Here is a 17,156-nt window from a genome sequence, read left to right as displayed (position 1 = left end):
ACAATATGTGATTCCCGCCAGAGCGAGTTTCGTCGCCGACGTCGCGCAGTTCACGCCGAAGACCGTGGAAACGGAAGAGGAGCGTCAGAAGCTAGTGTTCCGCATCAGGGCGAGGATTCCTCCGGGACTGCTGCGCAAGTACATCCAGCAGGTCAAGACGGGGCTGCCCGGCATGGCCTATGTCCGGTTCGATGCCGACGCCGAATGGCCGGCAAGCCTGACGGAGAAACTGGTGCAATGAGCGGATCGCCTCGGGCTTCTGCTGCCGTGCCGGCCGTCCCGATTGCCCGTCTGGAGGCGGTCGGGCTTGCCTACGGCAAAGTAACAGCGCTTGCCGGGATCAATCTTCATATCCCCTCCGGCGCAATGGTCGGACTGATCGGACCGGACGGCGTCGGCAAGTCCAGCCTTCTGTCGTTGATTTCGGGAGCGCATGCGGTTCAGCAGGGTCGCGTCGAGGTTCTGGGCGGCGACATGGCCGACGCCGACCATCGGAGACGGACCTGTCCCCGTATCGCCTACATGCCGCAAGGCCTCGGCAAGAACCTTTACCCGACCTTGTCCGTCTTCGAGAATGTCGAGTTCTTCGGACGTCTGTTCGGTCAGGAACGGCAGGAACGGGAACGCAGGATCGGCGATCTGCTGGCGCGCACAGGGCTTGCCCCTTTCGGCGACCGGCCGGCGGGCAAACTGTCCGGCGGCATGAAGCAAAAGCTTGGCCTGTGTTGCTCGCTGATCCACGATCCCGATCTTCTCATCCTCGATGAGCCGACAACCGGCGTCGATCCGCTGTCGCGCCGGCAGTTCTGGGAACTGATCGACGATATCCGGGGCGACACGTCGACGATGAGCGTGATCGTGGCCACCGCCTACATGGAAGAAGCCGAGCGCTTCGACTGGCTGGTGGCGATGGATGACGGCCGCGTCCTCGCCACCGGGACGCCGACGGACCTGCTGGCCCGCACCGCGACCACAAACCTCGATGCTGCCTTCGTTGCCCTTCTCCCGGAGGAAAAGCGCCGCGGGCACCATGAAGTCGTCATTCCTCCCCGTCTCGCCTGCGCGGACGAGGACATCGCCATCGAGGCCGAGCATCTCACCATGCGTTTCGGCGACTTCACGGCCGTCGACAACGTCAGCTTCCGCATCCCCCGCGGCGAGATCTTCGGCTTTCTCGGCTCGAACGGCTGCGGCAAGACAACGACCATGAAGATGCTGACGGGCCTGCTGCCGGCAACGGAGGGGACCGCGAAGCTGTTCGGCAGGGAGGTCGATCCGAACGATATCAAGATACGGCAGCGCGTGGGCTACATGAGCCAAGCCTTTTCGCTCTATTCCGAACTGACTGTCCAGCAGAATCTTGAACTGCATGCCCGTCTCTTCAATCTGCCGATGGAATCTGTCCCGGCACGCATCGAGGAGATGGCAAGGCGCTTCGACCTGATGCATGTCATGGATGCGCTCCCCGACGCACTTCCGCTCGGCATCCGGCAGCGGTTGTCCCTCGCCGTGGCGATGATCCACGCGCCCGACATCCTCATACTCGACGAACCCACTTCGGGTGTCGATCCCGTCGCGCGAGACGGCTTCTGGCAGATCCTGTCCGATCTTTCCCGCAAGGACAGGGTGACGATCTTCGTCTCCACGCATTTCATGAACGAGGCGGCGCTTTGCGACCGCATATCGCTGATGCACGCTGGCAAGGTGCTGGTCAGCGACACGCCGCAGGCGATCATTGAAAAACGTTCGGCGCACACGCTCGAGGAGGCCTTCATCTCCTACCTCGAGGAAGCGTCCGGGGAACAGGCATCACCTGCGCAGCCCCCCGCGCAGCGTGAGGCGGCGGATGGGGCGATGATGTCCGCTTACCACGCTCCATCCGTCCGCAATTTCTTCAACTGGCGCCGCATGTTCGCCTATACGCAGCGGGAGGCGCTCGAACTGCAGCGGGATCCGATCCGCGCGGCACTCGCCATCCTCGGGAGCGTCCTCCTGATGTTCGTGGTCGGTTACGGCATCAACCTCGATGTCGAGAACCTGTCCTTCGCCGTGCTCGACCGCGACGACACCACCATCAGCCGGGACTACGCGCTCCAGATCGCCGGATCGCGGTATTTCACCGAGAAGGCCCCGATCACCGACTACGACGACCTCGACCGGCGCATGCGCAACGGCGAACTCAGCCTCGCCATCGAGATACCGCCGGGGTTCGGCCGCGATGTCGCGCGGGGGCGAGACGTGGAGATCGCGGCCTGGATAGACGGCGCCATGCCGACACGCGCCGAGACCGTGCGCGGGTATGTGCAGGGCATGCATACGAATTGGCTGACACAGAAGGCCCGCGAGCTTTACGGAGACGCCGCGACGATCGGCGATTTCCGCATAGAAATCCGCTACCGGTATAACCCGGGCATCGAAAGCCTGGTGGCAATGGTGCCAGCGGTGATCCCTCTCCTGTTGATACAGATTCCGGCCATGCTCGCCGTGCTCAGCGTTGTGCGGGAAAAGGAGCTTGGCTCGATCATCAACTTCTACGTCACTCCGGTCACAAGGCTAGAGTTCCTGATCGGCAAGCAGATTCCCTATGTCGCCCTCGCCATGCTCAACTTCCTGATGTTGACGGGGTTCGCGATCTTCTTCTTCGGCGTTCCGCTGACCGGCAGTTTCCCCACTCTGGCGCTCGCCGCGCTGCTCTATGTGATCGCCGCTACCGCGCTCGGCCTTCTGGTCTCGACGTTCATGAGCAGTCAGATCGCCGCCATCTTCGGCACGGCGCTGATCACGCTCATTCCTGCGGTCCAGTATTCCGGCATGATTGATCCGATCTCCTCGTTGCAAGGCGCCGGTGCCTTCATCGGCCATATCTACCCGACCACCTATTTCGTCACCATTTCCCGCGGCACCTTCTCGAAGGCGCTCGGCTTCGGCGATCTCGCGGCCTCGTTCATTCCGCTGCTGATTGCGGTTCCCGTGTTGCTTGGGCTCGGGACGATGCTGCTCAGGAAACAGGCGGGCTGACCGTGCACATCACCAACACCCTCCAGCTCGGAATCAAGGAACTGCGCGGACTCGCCCGCGACCCCATGCTGATCGTGCTGATCGTCTATGCCTTCACGCTGTCGATCTACACCGCCGCCACAGCGATGCCCGAGACGCTTAATAACGCCGCCATCGCCGTGGTGGACGAGGATCAGTCGCCGGCGTCGTCCCGCATCCTCACCGCATTCTATCCGCCTTACTTCGCCATTCCGAAGGTCATCTCACAATACGAGATGGACAGGCGGATGGATGCCGGTCTCGATACCTTCGCCGTCAATATCCCCCCGAACTTCCAGCGCGACCTGCTTGCAGGGAGAGCGCCGACGATACAGCTCAACGTCGACGCGACGCGCATGTCCCAGGCATTCAGCGGCGGTGGCTACGTCCAGTCGATCGTCTCCGACGAGGTGAGCGAATTCATGTACCGGTACCGGGGGGCAAGTGCGCTTCCCGTCGATCTCGTGTTGCGCTCGCGTTTCAATCAGGAACTCGACAAGGGATGGTTCGGGGCGGTCACAAACGTCATCTCGTCGATCACCATGCTGTCGATCATCCTGACCGGCGCCGCCCTCATCCGCGAACGAGAGCATGGAACAATCGAGCACCTGCTGGTGATGCCGGTGACACCCGCCGAGATCATGCTGGCCAAGATCTGGTCCATGGGGCTGGTCGTGCTTGTTGCTTCCGCATTCGCGTTCGTCGTCGTCGTCCAGGGCGTTCTCGGTGTGCCGATCCAGGGCTCGTTGACACTGTTCCTGTCGGGCACCGCGTTGCATCTCTTCTCGATGACCTGCATGGGGATTTTCCTGGCGACCATCGCCGGCACGATGCCGCAGTTCGGGTTGCTGCTGATGCTCGTGCTTCTGCCTCTGCAGGTGCTCTCCGGTGCCGTGACGCCGCGCGAAAGCATGCCGCAGATCATTCAGGACGTCATGCTCGTCGCCCCCGATACGCACTTCGTCATTCTCGCCCAGTCGATCTTGTTCAGAGGCGCCGGCTTCGACGTTGTCTGGCCGCAGTTTCTTGCGCTTCTCGTGATCGGGATCGTGTTTTTCACGTTCGCCCTGCACAGGTTCAGGCGGTTCCTGCGATGACTGACGCAAGTTGCTCCGGACAGGCGCCGGACGTTCCATCGAAACCACCAAATTCGCCGTACGATTGCGGGCACCGACATCCAATGCCGAACTTCCGCGGTTCCATTTTGCTCATCATGCTCGCCTGTCTGCTCGCGGCTTGCGCCGGCCGGCCCGGCCCCGAACTCCTGAACGAAACCACAGCCTCCGCTCCCGGCGCGAAGGTCGTGACCGTCTACGTCGCCACCACCAGGCAACGTGATCAGGATGGCCGGTTCACGTCCGACCGTTCCCGAGCGCTTAACTACGCGCGCTTCAGGATATCGATTCCTCCCGAACACAAGCCCGGCAACATAGAATGGCCGACCTCGACACCCGATCCGCAGAAGAACTTCGTGACAGTCGAGCAGCGGCAACTCGATCGGGCGACGTTTCAAAGCGAGGTCTCCCGCAGTCGGGGCGGCAAGCCGCCGGGCCTCGGCGTGTTCGTTCACGGTTACAACACGAACTTCACCGAAGCTGTTTTCCGGATTGCGCAGATGGCGGCTGACGCGAATGTCGATGCAGTTCCCATCCTCTTCGCCTGGCCGTCGGAGGGGAGTGTCGGCGGCTACGTATCGGACAAGGAGGCCGTCACCTTCTCGCGTGACCAGTTGGCCGCGCTGCTGACCATGCTCGCAGCCAAACGGACCCAGGGGCCGATCGCGGTGGTCGGTCATAGCATGGGAGGATGGTTGACGACGGAAGCTGTGCGCCAGCTCCGCATCGGGGGCAAGGACGCGGTGATCCGGCGTTTGCAGGTCATCCTGGCCGCTCCTGATATCGACGTGGATGTGTTCGGTTCCCAGGTCGCGGCGATCGGCCCGCTTGACCCGCCGATGACCGTTCTGGTCTCCCATGACGATGTCGCCCTCAAGGTTTCCGAGCTCCTGGCAACCAGTCGGCAACGCGTCGGCAGGCTCGACGTCACGGATCCGCGGGTCGAGGAGGCAACCCGAAAGGCCAATGTTCAGATCGTCGACATTTCGGCAGTGAAAACCTCCGACAGCTTCAAGCACGACAGGTTCGTCGCGCTCGCAGCTTACTATCCGAAGTTCTCCGAAACCGGCGCGGACAATTCGGGGGCCGGGTTGCGGCAGGCGGGTGCCTTCGTGTTCAATACAGTTGGCGCAACCCTTTCCAGCCCGTTCCTGCTTGCCGGGAAGATAATGGAAGGGCCATGAGCGAGACAACGCCATCGATCACAGGGAATATGGTGGAGAATTCGATCGCCATCTTCGGAGCGGCGCTTGAATATGCTATCGACAGCTGGCAGCGCATGGTGCTTCTGGCCGATGTCAGCCGCCAACGCGGTGACCAGTATCGCGTCCATATAAGCGAGACGGTGCCCAATGTGCTGAATTTTCCGTCGGAGCTCATCATGGACGGCCGCCTTCTGGCGCGCCCGGTCAATTACGGTCTGGTCCGCATCACGCCGCCCGACAACTACCCTGTCGATCCTGAGAAACGGCCCTTCGTCATCGTTGATCCGCGCGCGGGAAACGGTCCCGGCATCGGCGGCTTCAAGGCCGACAGCGAGATCGGAGCCGCTATCGAGGCCGGACACCCATGCTATTTTGTCGGTTTTTCACCCGATCCGGAACCGGGCCAGACCGTCGAGGACGTGATGTGTGCGGAAGCCGCCTTCATCGAGAAGGTCATCTCCCTGCACCCCACTTGCGGGAAGCCCGCGGTGATCGGCAATTGCCAGGCCGGCTGGCAGGTGCTGATGACCGCGGCCATGCGTCCGGACCTGTTCGGGCCGATTATCGTCGCGGGAACGCCGCTGTCCTTCTGGGCTGGCTGGAAGGGCCGGGATCCGACACGCTACGCGGGTGGCCTCCTTGGAGGCACCTGGATGACGGCGCTGGCCAGCGATCTCGGCAATGGCCGCTTCGATGGCGCCACTCTCGTGCAGAACTTCGAAAATCTCGACCCCGCCAACACCTTCTGGAAAAAAAGCTATCATCTTTACGCCAATATCGATACTGAAGCGCCGCGCTATCTCGGCTTCGAGAAATACTGGGGCGGCCACGTATTCCTCAATGACGTCGAGATGCAGTATATCGTCGATAATCTTTTCGTCGGTAACCGGCTGTCATCTGCGGAACTCGTTACCTCGGAGGGGATACGTCTCGACCTCCGGAACATCCGCTCTCCCATCGTGGTGTTCTGCTCGCGGGGTGACAACATTAGCCCGCCGCCGCAAGCGCTCGGATGGATCACCGATCTCTATCAGTCCGACAACGAGATTCTCACCCACAACCAGACCGTTGTCTATGCGATGCACGACAGCATCGGCCATCTCGGCATTTTCGTGTCGGGTGCTGTCGGGCGCAAGGAACACCGCGAATTCGCGACCAACATCGAACTGATCAATCTCATGCCGGCAGGTGTCTACCAGGCGGTGATTCGCGACCGGGACGAGACGATGGCAGGGGCCAATTTGGTGGGGGAGTATATGATGGCCATCGAGCGGCGCTGCCTGTCCGACGTGCGCGATATCGTCCGCCCCGATCCGGTCAGCGACCGGCGTTTCGCTGCCGTTGCCCATATTTCGGACATCAATCTCGGTCTCTATCGCAATTTCGTCCAGCCTTGGGTGCAAGCGATGGTGACGCCACAATCGGCAGACTTCATGCGCCGTCTCCATCCCCTGCGGATCTCTTATGAGCATTGGTCGAGCCGCAACGTGCTGGCAGCCGCTGCCGACGGGGCCGCGGCCGTCGTTCGTGCCCACCGCCAGCCGGTTGCCCCGGACAATCCGTTCCTGAAAGTGCAGGAGGAACTGTCGCAGATGGTGGTGGTGGCGCTCGACACATGGCGCGACATCCGCGACGCGGCTTATGAGCGGTACTTCGAATGGACCTACGGCTCGCCGTTCGCATCGGCACTTGCCGGGCTCGATGCATATCCGGACAGGCCGGTGCGGCCATTCCCCGGCGTTTCCCCGGAACATCGCGCTTTGGTGGAGCAGGAACTCACCCGTCTCAAGAGCGAGGTCGATCAGGGCGGACTTCTGGAAGCCGGCATTCGCGCACTCGCTTACATCAATAGGAGCCATCCCCGGGTGGACGAGCGCCAGTTCAATCTTGCCGCGGAGTTGACTTCCGGCCAGAGACGCCTTTCTCCGGAGGCCCTTCGCGATGTGATCCGCCGTCAGAGTGCCCTCATGCTGCTTGACGCTGATGCCGCGATCGCTGTGCTACCGGTGCTGCTCGCTCATGCCGAACCGGCGGCAATCCGCGAAGCAGCCAAAGTGATCGCGCTCATCGGAACGGTGGGTGGTCAGTTACCGGAGGATGCGCATGCCCGACTGCGTGAAATGATGGAAACGTTTGAAAAGACTGCGGTCCAGGCAGACTAAGGGCTGCGTCCGGGCGCGGCCTGAACCGGAAAGCAGATAGCCATCGCCCTGTGACCCGCGGGTTCCTTCCTCGGGGACTTTCGTACGCCTGACGGTGCCCGAAACTCTTCACGTGAGCAGACGGTCGGCTTTCAGCGCGGGACAGCGGATAGCCGTCATTCAGAAACCCCGCCGGTTGCGGTCGGAATTGCCATATTGTCAGCTACCCAATAGCAGACGTAACCCTGCTGGGCATGATCCCTCCGAAATCCCGTTTTTCAGTGGTGCCGGCTGAACACCAGGGCAGCGTTTACGCCGCCGAACCCGAAGGCGTTTGAAAGCACATGCCGTACGTTCAGAGGGTGTGCGCCACCGGAAAGCAGATTGAACCCCTCCGCCTCCGGCATCGGCCGCTCAATGTTCAAGCTTGGCGGCGCTACCTGATGATGGATGGTGAGCACTGAAAACACAGCTTCGATTGCCCCCGCTGCGCCGAGCATGTGGCCGGTGGCCGACTTCGTCGAACTCACCGGAATCCTTGCTGCGCCGGCGCCGAAGACCCTTTCCAATGCAGCCAGCTCAGCGGCATCGCCGACAGGCGTCGAGGTTGCATGCGCATTGATGTAGCCGATGTCGTGAGGCGCGATCGCTGCCCCCCTTATCGCGATCTCCATCGCACGGGCCGCTTCACGACCATCAGGCCAGCCAGCCGTCACATGATGCGCATCCGTCGTGGTGCCATAACCCGACAGAACAGCGAGGGGTCGCGCGCTCCGTCGTTCAGCATGGCTCAGGCGCTCGATCACCAGCATCGCCGCGCCTTCCGACAGGACGAACCCGTCATGATCGCTGTCGAAGGGGCGTGAGGCCCGATGCGGCACGTCGTTAAAGCCGAAGGAAAGCGCCTTAGCAGCCGTGAAACCGCCGATGGCAACGGGATCGACACAGGCTTCCGCACCCCCGCAAAGGGCTATATCGGCCTCGCCGGCGCGGATCATGCGCATGGCGTCGCCGATCGCCTGAGCCGAGGCGGCGCAGGCGGTCGTCGGTGAACCCGCGGGCCCGTGAAAGCCGAACCGGATCGCCACCTGGCCGGCGGCCAGATTAGGCAGGAAAGAGGGCACCACGAACGGAGAGAGCCGGCGCACACCGGCGGTGCGAATAACCTCGCTCGCGGCAGTGATCGCCGGAACGCCACCAACTCCCGTTCCGATTACAGTAGCGGTGCGGATGCGATCCTCCACGGCTTCGGGGTTCCAACCCGCCTGTTTCAGGGCTTCGATCGCGGCAGTGATGGCATACTGGATAAACAGATCATTCCGGCGCAGGTCGCGGGCGTCCATGCTCCGCTCCGGATCGAAACCGTTCGCATCTTCGGTATGGGTGGGCACCAGCCCCGCGACCCGGCATTTCCAACCAGTGGTATCGAAGCGGGTATTGGTCCGGATGCCGCTGTGCCCGGACACCAGGCGGCGCCAGTTCGCCTCCACGCCCACGCCAAGCGGAGAAACGGCACCAAGCCCTGTGACGACGATGGGTTCCGACATTTCAATTCCCTTCAAGCTCGCTTATGTGCATATACACATAAAGCTCGTAAGGCAATCGACGTCAGTCGTCACCCACCGGCCAATCGCCTGGAGACCCGGAGGTATGTCTCGGCGTCCTCTGGTGATATGCCCTCCATGAGAGGGGCTTGAGATTGCCGCCACAGCACAAGGAGACGATCGAGGAGCAGGTTTCCCTCCTCCGTCAGCTCGCATACGCGTGCATTGTTGGCGGTGTTGGCCACGCGCCGGACCAGGCTCTTATTCTCCAGCAGGTCCAGATTCCAGGTGAGGCTGGTTCTGTCCAGTGCGATGAGCTGCGCCAAAGCCATCACGGGTTGGCAGGGATGGAAGCGGATCGCGGCGAGGAGCGACAATTGCTGCACCGTGACGCCGAATGGCTTCAGTTTGGCGTCACCGGTTCTCAGCAGCGCCCGTGAGGCCGCTATCGTGTTCAGAACGAGGCATCGGGCGAGATCTTCAGGCATGGTCATCGCACCATCTAGCCTCCTTATGCCGCGGTTGGTCAATGCCGCTTCCGAGCCGACGTCAGCTATATCGATGCGCTCCTAATAAGCGGACTGACAGTTGTCCACCAGGAACAAACGTCGCGGCAGAGGGACGCTTTCACTGGAAGCGGTTACTCAGCATCACTGGATAACCGCCCTAACGTCAGATTTCAGTTCGCTCGGCAAGGAGGAGCGCATCTTCGAAATCGACACCGAGGTAGCGCACGATGTTTTCGATCTTGGTGTGGCCCAGTAGTATCTATATGGCATACAAGTTACCCGTCGCCTTGTAGATCATCGAGGTCTTGGTTCGTCGTAGCGAGTGGGTGCCGTGTTCCGCTCGCCGAAGACCAATTGCGATAACCCACTCATCGACAAGGCGGGCGTATTACCTGGTGCTCATGTGGACCGCATGGTTGACGCGGCTCGGGAATGCGTAGTCGTCGACGGCTCCGTCACGCTTCTCGAGCCAAGCCAAGAGACTGGCCAGTACGTCGGCAGTCATCAGTTCGAACTGGACCGGACGGTCCGTCTTCTGATGGACAACAATCGCCCGCGTCCGTATTTCCGCTTTAGCGACAAGCTCACCAATCTTGACCTTGACCAAATTGCAGCCGCGCAGCTTGCTATTGATTGCCAGATCGAAAAGAGCTCGGTCACGAATGCGCCCTTCGCGATCGAGGAAGACTCCCGCAGCACGGATGCAGTATGCTATTGTGCGCTCATGACTAGAAAAGCTACCAAAGCAACGATTTGGATTGGTGCACCGATCGATCACGAGTCGGAACGAAAATTTTTGTCATTTATAATTTCATGGATCGACCAGCAAAATATCCCGTCGATTGTGCTTGCTAATATCGAACTGGAAGGCCGTCAAATCGACTGCATAGTCGCGACGCCCACATCTGTTTCAGTTGTGGAGGTCAAGTCTAGCCGACTTCCCATACGCGGTGATGTGAATGGATCTTGGACCCGCTTGTCCGCATCTGGCGAGTGGCAAGACTATACCAACGCCTATCAGCAGGTCATTGGCGCGAAGAATCGGGTGCGCGATGCGATGCACGCGGCGAAGCCGGTGGGCAACTTCTATCCGGACGGGTACGTCGTGTTCACCAGCCCCATCCCAGATGGATCCGTAGTCACCCACGGCAATTTCAAGGCGCTTGTTACGACAATCGATCTGTTTCCCGGTCAGCTAAAAATGGTCGGGGCATCACCATGGTCAATCGCGGACTGGGAGGCGTTTGCGCAGAGGCTCAAGTTAAGCTCGGTGACCTTGGATCAAGCTATGGCTTGTTCCGAATCGCGCGAGGGGCTTGATTTGCTCGGGCGCTATGCTGCCGCTGTCGCGGCCGAGTATGGACGCGATGGAAAATCCTGGCTCCCCGAGACCGGCGATCAGCGCACTGAACTCATGAATGCGGCTACGGCCGGTGCGGGGTGCTTCATCAGCGGCCCATCGGGTTGCGGCAAGTCCTTGATGGCGAAATGGCTCGCGGCGAGCTTTGCTGAGGCAGGGCACCCGACATTCTTTATCGCCGCGAAGAACTTCACCGGCTCGTGGGCCGAGTGCCTGCGCAGGGAGATTGGGCTTCTCACCGATAGCGCTCCGGCGAAGCTCTATCGCGCATTGGCGCACTCCGATCGGCCAATCTTCCTGATCGTAGATGGTGTCAACGAGTTCGGTGCGACGGCCCCGGAGGCGCTACGCGGTGTCCGGGCATTGGCGAGACGAATGGGCGCACTGCTGGTTATCACCGCTCAAGATGCAAAGCTGGAAGAGTTTGCTGGACTCAGAGGTGTGGCGGTTGCCCGCCCGAGCTTGGAATTGAAGCAACGAATTGCACGGTCGGTTGGAGGGCAACTCACATCGGCCGCCCTGGAGGTGCTCCAGGCTGTGGGATCGGGCATCGAGGCCGGTCTCATCGGGGAAATTGGCGGTGATCTAAAGATCAACGTCACCCGCTTGCTTCTGATTGATCAATACATCCGAAAGTGTTTGGCTGGGCATGCGCGGGCTGGATCGTTTGGTTTGAGGCGGCTTGCGAGCTCGCTGCATACGCAAATCGCATTCTCGATGGCTGAAGCAGATTTTGACGATTTCATGCGTGCAGAAGGCCTTGGCTTTGCGGAGTGCGATGCGCTGTTTGGGGTGGGCCTACTGGTACGACGAGCCGGGCGTGTCTCATTCTCCCATGAGATGATTCAAAATGCATGTGCGGCGTTCGATCTGGCGCGAGCGGCAGCGAGTGATCCCATAAGCTTTGGGCAGTTGTTGTCGACACCGATCCTTGAGCCGATCGCCGGTGACATCGTTGCGGCGATCGAAGATGCTGCGGTCTCTCGAGGTGTCCTTTCCGAGGTGCTGAGTTCGTCATTGTTGGGAGATACGGCGAGAGGATACTTTGGCCCAATTGCGGCCTCAACCGTATGGGACTTGCTGAACGAGACGACGGAAGCCTGTGTCAACGAAATTCGCAATGCTCGGCTTGAACTTTCGAAGAAAGGAGATGCCGTCCTAATCGGCTGGGACAAGGCAACTCGGCGTGAGTGGACGCATTCTGAAAAGGCAAGGCTCCGAGCTCTCGGCCGTCTTGCCGTTTACGGACAGGGCCTCGAAATCTTCCTGACGCTTTGTGCCGAAATAGATGCCCGACTAGCAACGGAGCGGCGCCGGTGGGCCGATTTCGCCCGAGAGGAGCGATATCCAATTCGAAGCCAAAGCTTCGCCCTGACCTATTATGGCTTCGGTGAATCCATCGGATTTACCGACATTGCCCGTTCAACGCAGCGCGGCTTGGAACCCTCACCACAAGAGAAGAAATCCTTCCCGATCAAGCTGGAGGAGCTAACTTCTGGGCAACTCCATTTTCTCTTAGAAGAACGGTGGATGTTCTTTGATGGTAATAATATTGATTTCGCCGAGCACCTTATTTATCTGTTTCACGAGCGGTTTCGGTGGGAGCCGTACCACGTCCAACTCGTCATGCTGAATTCAATCGGCTATGCACGTCGGGCGCCGCAGGAGGTGCTTGAACGCCTGATTGAGGCCATCAATGCTCTCGAAGTGAACCCAGCAAACTGGGCCATCAGTTCGAGCATTATCGACGCGCTGAAGATCCTGGGCGCACTCGACGTTGAGGCTGAGGATTCACGGGCGCAAGTCAAAGCCGAGCTGGCATCTGTGCTCGTTGACGATGAGGATGCCGCCGATAACGGTCTTGCTCTTTCGCTGTGCTTGAGGATGTTCGATCATCCGTTCGACTTCATCTATGGCGAGGAGATCTACAATTTGAACGAAGAGCTGCGGCGACGCCTTTATCGCCGCGCACTGCGAGCATCGGACATTAAGAGTTCAACGAGCTTGGATTGGCTTGCCAAGGAGGTCGCATCGTTCGGCGATCCCCTGGATGCCGCATTGCTGCGGCCACTCACCGGCTTGCCCAGTAGAACAAATCCGTTTCCGCAGGAGGAATGGGGAGCCTTTGCGACCACAACACGGTTTGTTGGTCGGCATCATGCCAAACTTGAGCCGGTTGAACCAACGACACCCGAAGAAAGCTGCCTCGTTGCAATTCGCTCTCTGATTTATGCCGTCGAGGCGAAGCGATCAGCCAACACCGAGGAAGCAAGGCTCGCTTGGGTGCGGCTCCATAAAATGCCCGCTCGGTTGGTCGTCGGTTGCCTCAGCGAGATTCAAAAAGCGCTATGCTATCGGCTTACTCCGAGCGATACGGTCGATGCATATCCACCGCTAAATTTGATCGCAGCCTATCCGTCAGATTGCCTCTCGGTATCAAGACGCTTCATAGACGACGGAGTCGATGCCCAATTCTACCATCAGGTGCCGCACAGGGAAGATGGGATGTCCCTCGCCTTCGATACGGTCGGCATCTATGGGGACCGAAGCGATATCGAAAGGCTTCGACGCAAAAGTCGATCTCACCGCTTTTCGCGCCACGCGATAATGGCACTCAAGCGTCTTGAAAGTGGTTTGTCGGAGCGATGAAAGAGCATGTTGTCTCTGGGTGTTTGGCCCAACTTTGCCCGGTGTCGGTAGGGTCTGCTTTTAGGAACTGGTCAACGCAGCGTAAATGAGCGCTCGGAGCGCATTGCTGAGACTCGCGGCGCGCTTGATCGCAAGGAAGACATGCCGCATTCGACGATGAAATAAACTGGCATGATTGACTCTCGCCATGAAACCTAGGCGCCGGATCGCATCAGACGTCGAAGAATGAGCAGTCCATGTCCGGGCCGAGGAATGTCAAGGGGTTCTTGGGTCCCAGCACATATTCCGGCCATGCGGCAGCAAGGGCGTTCATGCCCTCAGGATCGAGTGTATCGCGCACGCGCCGCACTGCGTTAATCGCTGCAGCGTGAAATGCTTCGACGATTGTAATAATTGCATCGCTGCCGAGCAGGCTGGGAAGCGTGAAGCGGATTGAAGCGACATCGCTGTCGAGGCATAAATGGACCAGATGCTTGTGAAGGGGCTGGGTCTTCTCGAGCAAGCGCTTCATCTCAAAGCCGCGCCCGTCCTGCGCGAACATGTAGAAGTTGTACAGATGCCCGGGTTCGCCGGGTTTGACCGGCTTGCTCGCCCAAGGCCGCCGCTGGGCTCTGACGCTGAGGCCCACCGGTAGGCCGTTGTCGCGCACGCCGATCTGCGCCCATTTCCGCTCCTCGAACTCGACCCATGGCAGCGGATCCAGCGGAAGAAAATGCGCCGTGATCGGGTCGCTCGACTGAGGCAAGAGTTGGGTGGCGTCATTGTAGCTGGTGCAGAAGCGCCAGAAACCCAAGTCTATATCGCGCAGGAACTGCTTCACACGAAGTAGGTCGTCGGCATGGCCCACCCGAAAATGCGCGACACGGTGCCGAATCTGCACGATCTCCTGCATCTTGGCGGTCCAAATCGACTTGGGCGGAAGATAGATTGCGAAGCAATTCCAATGGGCATCGACCAGTGTGATGAGTTTCGAGAGTTGGCTGTAGCTGAGCGCATTCAGCTCCGGGGTTGGCATGTGCGTCAGAGCCTTGTCCGCTTGCAGCGGCCCCGAAGTAGCGGTGAGATCCCTGCCCCAATCGTCGGCGAGTAGGGCTCGAAGCTCGACATAAACCATGGTGCGTAACCAAGTCTCAAGCTGCCACAGCCGAGCATAGGTGTTGATCACCTGCGTCGGCACATCGGCGAGCGATTCGAATCCATCAACCTGCGTCTTGTTACGGTCAGTCATCGTGTCTCAAAATTCGATGCAAATGGTCGAGGATAATGCGAGACATCGCGGGAAATGAAAAGGGCGATCGCCGCGAGACAAGAAGCGCTTCGCACGCGGCAGCGAAGCCCAATAGTAATCGCTGGCCCATGAGGCCGAGGTCCGTGCCGTGTTCAAGCATATCTCCATGGAGTATCCGCCTATGGGTCTTATGATGTCTGTCGACCTAGGGACTGTTCGTTAAAGCGGTTGTGGCGTCGCCATTCGCGCCGCTATGGCTGCACGCGCTCCTTGAAAAGACGATGAAGCGCCACGACCTCAATCTACCGTTGCGGCGATCCGAACTCCTCGCTGAGCCGTTTTTCTGATTTCTAGAGGAATATCTCCCGTAGCCCTGCGGCTTCGAGCTTGCCTCTGATATTTCACCATGCTCGACCGGGTGTGTCGACTGGTTGCTCAAAAGCCGAACCCGCCACTACGGTCCGCGCATACCTATACGCCATCGAGGGTATATCCGCTGATGCCGTTGGCGAGGGCCTGGGAGACGGAATCGATCTGGTCGTCGTGGCGCGATCCCGGAAAGGCGAACAGCTCGGCCTCGAAGGGCGCAAGCCATGGGGCCTGCCGCGGGAGATGGACCTGCCCAGCCTCGAATTTCGCGGACTGGATGGACATGCGTGTCTGCTTGTCCCGCTCGGGCCGCACGCGGATGATGGAGGAGCCCGACATGCGTCGCAGCTCATCGATGAGGGCGGTCCCGGTGCCGGCGTCCTCAATCAGGATCTTTGTTGGCTTGTGCTGCGCGGCGAGTGCCAGCGCCTTTTGTTTGAGTTCCGGATAGTCGTGGCGCCCGCGGTGAACGTTGAGCAGGTAGAACCGGTTGTTTTCGATGAGCCAGGTGGTACACACGCTCCAGTCGTTTTCGGCGCCGCCTTTCGAGGCGGTATCCCAGCTCTGGACGATTTGCGAACGTGAGGCGCGCTGCGGCGGGGCGTCGTATCGCAGCACCCAGGCGCGCTTGATCATGGCGCCGCCCGGCGGAACCGGCTCCTGCTGGTACTGGGCGCTGAAAACGTCGGAGCCGAGTTGTTGGCGATATCTGTCGAGCAGTGCTTCCGGCTCGCGTGCGGGATGCAGCACCTCGCCGGTGCGGTAGGTATGGCTCCGGCCCGCCCCGGTCGCAATGATCTGGTCGTGGGTGGCGATCGCCGGCAGGGTGAGAATCGTCCACGGTTCGGCCTGCTGCCGCGTCACAAAGCCCACGAGATCGTCCATGTGCACCCGCTGCATGACGATCACGATGGCACCGTTGAGCTTGTCGTCGAGCCGGGATAGCAGGGTGTTGTTGTACCATTGGTTGACTGCCTCGCGGCGCACCTCCGAGAGGGCATCGGCGGGCTTGATGGGGTCGTCGATGATGATGAGATTGCCGCCGCGGCCGGTCAGGGTGCCGCCAACGGAGGTGGCGAGCCGCACGCCGTGGCGGGTGGTCGTCACCTCCGCTTCGGTGTTCTTGAGGCGCGAAAGGGCAAAACCTGGAAAGACCCGGCGATACCAGGGAGCCTCGACGACCGCCCGAAAGTCGTTGGCATGCTTGGCAGCGAGATCCGCGGCATAACTGACGCAGATGATGCGGCGGGCGGGATCATGTCCCAGCACGAAGGCCGGAAAGGCGACCGAGGCCATGATGGACTTGAGGGAGCGCGGCGGCAGGTTGATGATGAGCCGGCGGATCTTTCCTTGCCGCACCAGGTCCAGGTGATGGGCGATAGCGTGCAGGTGCCAGTTGTCCTGGAATGCCACCGCGGGCGTGAGGGTGACGAAACAGCGCTCGACGAAACTCATGAAATCATTCCGCTGGACGGCGTCGGCGAGGCGGCGTCGCTCAGTGGGAGAGTCCGGGAGCAGCAGGGGCAGGTGTGGGCCGTCCATGTCTCATGCTCCTTTCTCGGGATCCGACTTGTGACGGGCAAGGAAACTTGCAATCACCGCCGCGTCAGCGAGATCCGAAGCAGCGTTCTCGCCGTCCTCCAGCGCGCTGCTCTCCCTTTTGAGGCGCTCTTCGAGGTTCATGAAAAAGGCGATCGCCTTCTGATCGCCCTTGAGGGCAGTCTCTGCCAGGCGCAGGATCATCGCTTCACGGATCGGCACCTCTTTCCGTTTGCCCCCCGATGTAACGGAGATCTTGCGATTGAGCACTTCGGACGCGATGGTGCTGGTGTTCCTGGCGCCGCGCGGCCGCCCACTGGGATTGCCGCTCTGGCCCGGCTTGAACTGGGTGTGGCGCGGCGGCCGCTGACCTGCCCCCCGGTCGTCCCTCGTTCATAACGAGAGTCCTTGGGTTTGATAGTGGTCGGTTTCGGGTTGGGCAAGCGCGCCGGGCGCGGAGC

9 protein-coding genes and 3 pseudogenes are annotated in these 17,156 nt (G+C 60.5%); 6 read left to right on the top strand and 6 right to left on the bottom strand.

Annotation, left to right across the window (positions count from 1 at the left end; genetic code table 11):
- From FHS82_RS20455 to FHS82_RS20435, 5 genes and pseudogenes are all read left to right on the top strand, one after another.
- Positions 1 to 241, top strand: a pseudogene (locus tag FHS82_RS20455) (glycoside hydrolase family 43); the annotation flags it as partial.
- Positions 238 to 3,018, top strand: coding sequence for a ribosome-associated ATPase/putative transporter RbbA (rbbA, locus tag FHS82_RS20450; protein WP_166956483.1), 2,781 nt, complete (start codon positions 238 to 240; stop codon positions 3,016 to 3,018). The pseudogene FHS82_RS20455 and the gene rbbA, both read left to right, overlap by 4 nt.
- Before the next feature lie 2 nt (positions 3,019 to 3,020).
- Positions 3,021 to 4,133 carry an ABC transporter permease gene (locus tag FHS82_RS20445; protein ID WP_166956480.1) on the top strand — a complete coding sequence of 371 codons (1,113 nt, stop codon included), beginning with the start codon at positions 3,021 to 3,023 and terminating at the stop codon, positions 4,131 to 4,133.
- An 83-nt stretch (positions 4,134 to 4,216) separates the two neighbouring features.
- Positions 4,217 to 5,335 carry an alpha/beta hydrolase gene (locus FHS82_RS20440; protein ID WP_166956477.1) on the top strand — a complete coding sequence of 373 codons (1,119 nt, stop codon included), beginning with the start codon at positions 4,217 to 4,219 and terminating at the stop codon, positions 5,333 to 5,335.
- The gene (locus FHS82_RS20435; RefSeq protein WP_166956474.1) at positions 5,332 to 7,518 is read left to right on the top strand and encodes a DUF3141 domain-containing protein; all 2,187 of its coding nucleotides are present in this window, start codon (positions 5,332 to 5,334) and stop codon (positions 7,516 to 7,518) included. The genes FHS82_RS20440 and FHS82_RS20435 overlap by 4 nt, the downstream gene beginning before the upstream one ends.
- Before the next feature lie 257 nt (positions 7,519 to 7,775).
- Here FHS82_RS20435 and fabF read toward each other — a convergent pair whose 3' ends face one another.
- The 3 genes and pseudogenes from fabF to FHS82_RS21290 all read right to left on the bottom strand — a co-directional run bounded on the left by fabF (position 7,776) and on the right by FHS82_RS21290 (position 10,265).
- Positions 7,776 to 9,044: a beta-ketoacyl-ACP synthase II gene (gene fabF / locus FHS82_RS20430; RefSeq protein WP_166956470.1), complete on the bottom strand. Its 1,269-nt coding sequence runs from the start codon at positions 9,042 to 9,044 to the stop codon at positions 7,776 to 7,778.
- A 68-nt stretch (positions 9,045 to 9,112) separates the two neighbouring features.
- Complete coding sequence (locus FHS82_RS20425) at positions 9,113 to 9,535, bottom strand: MarR family winged helix-turn-helix transcriptional regulator (RefSeq protein ID WP_166956467.1); 423 nt, start codon at positions 9,533 to 9,535, stop codon at positions 9,113 to 9,115.
- A 178-nt stretch (positions 9,536 to 9,713) separates the two neighbouring features.
- Positions 9,714 to 10,265: pseudogene (locus FHS82_RS21290) on the bottom strand (tyrosine-type recombinase/integrase).
- Between the two features lie 9 nt (positions 10,266 to 10,274).
- Between FHS82_RS21290 and FHS82_RS20420 the strand changes: the two are divergent.
- Positions 10,275 to 13,559, top strand: coding sequence for an NERD domain-containing protein (locus FHS82_RS20420; protein WP_246225481.1), 3,285 nt, complete (start codon positions 10,275 to 10,277; stop codon positions 13,557 to 13,559).
- Between the two features lie 211 nt (positions 13,560 to 13,770).
- Here the strand turns inward: FHS82_RS20420 and FHS82_RS20415 are convergent, their stop codons facing one another.
- The 3 genes and pseudogenes from FHS82_RS20415 to FHS82_RS20405 all read right to left on the bottom strand — a co-directional run.
- Positions 13,771 to 14,787: a hypothetical protein gene (locus tag FHS82_RS20415; protein ID WP_166956460.1), complete on the bottom strand. Its 1,017-nt coding sequence runs from the start codon at positions 14,785 to 14,787 to the stop codon at positions 13,771 to 13,773.
- 471 nt (positions 14,788 to 15,258) lie between these two features.
- Positions 15,259 to 16,611: a phage terminase large subunit gene (gene terL, locus FHS82_RS20410; RefSeq protein ID WP_246225480.1), complete on the bottom strand. Its 1,353-nt coding sequence runs from the start codon at positions 16,609 to 16,611 to the stop codon at positions 15,259 to 15,261.
- Positions 16,612 to 16,701: 90 nt separating this feature from the next.
- Positions 16,702 to 16,992, bottom strand: a pseudogene (locus FHS82_RS20405) (DUF5681 domain-containing protein); the annotation flags it as partial.
- Positions 16,993 to 17,156: the final 164 nt, after the last annotated feature.

Origin of the sequence: Pseudochelatococcus lubricantis (assembly GCF_011762225.1) — a bacterium.
Classification (GTDB): domain Bacteria; phylum Pseudomonadota; class Alphaproteobacteria; order Rhizobiales; family Beijerinckiaceae; genus Pseudochelatococcus; species Pseudochelatococcus lubricantis.
The sequence above is the reverse complement of the archived record's forward strand: the minus strand, read 5'-3'. Positions and strand labels throughout refer to the sequence as shown.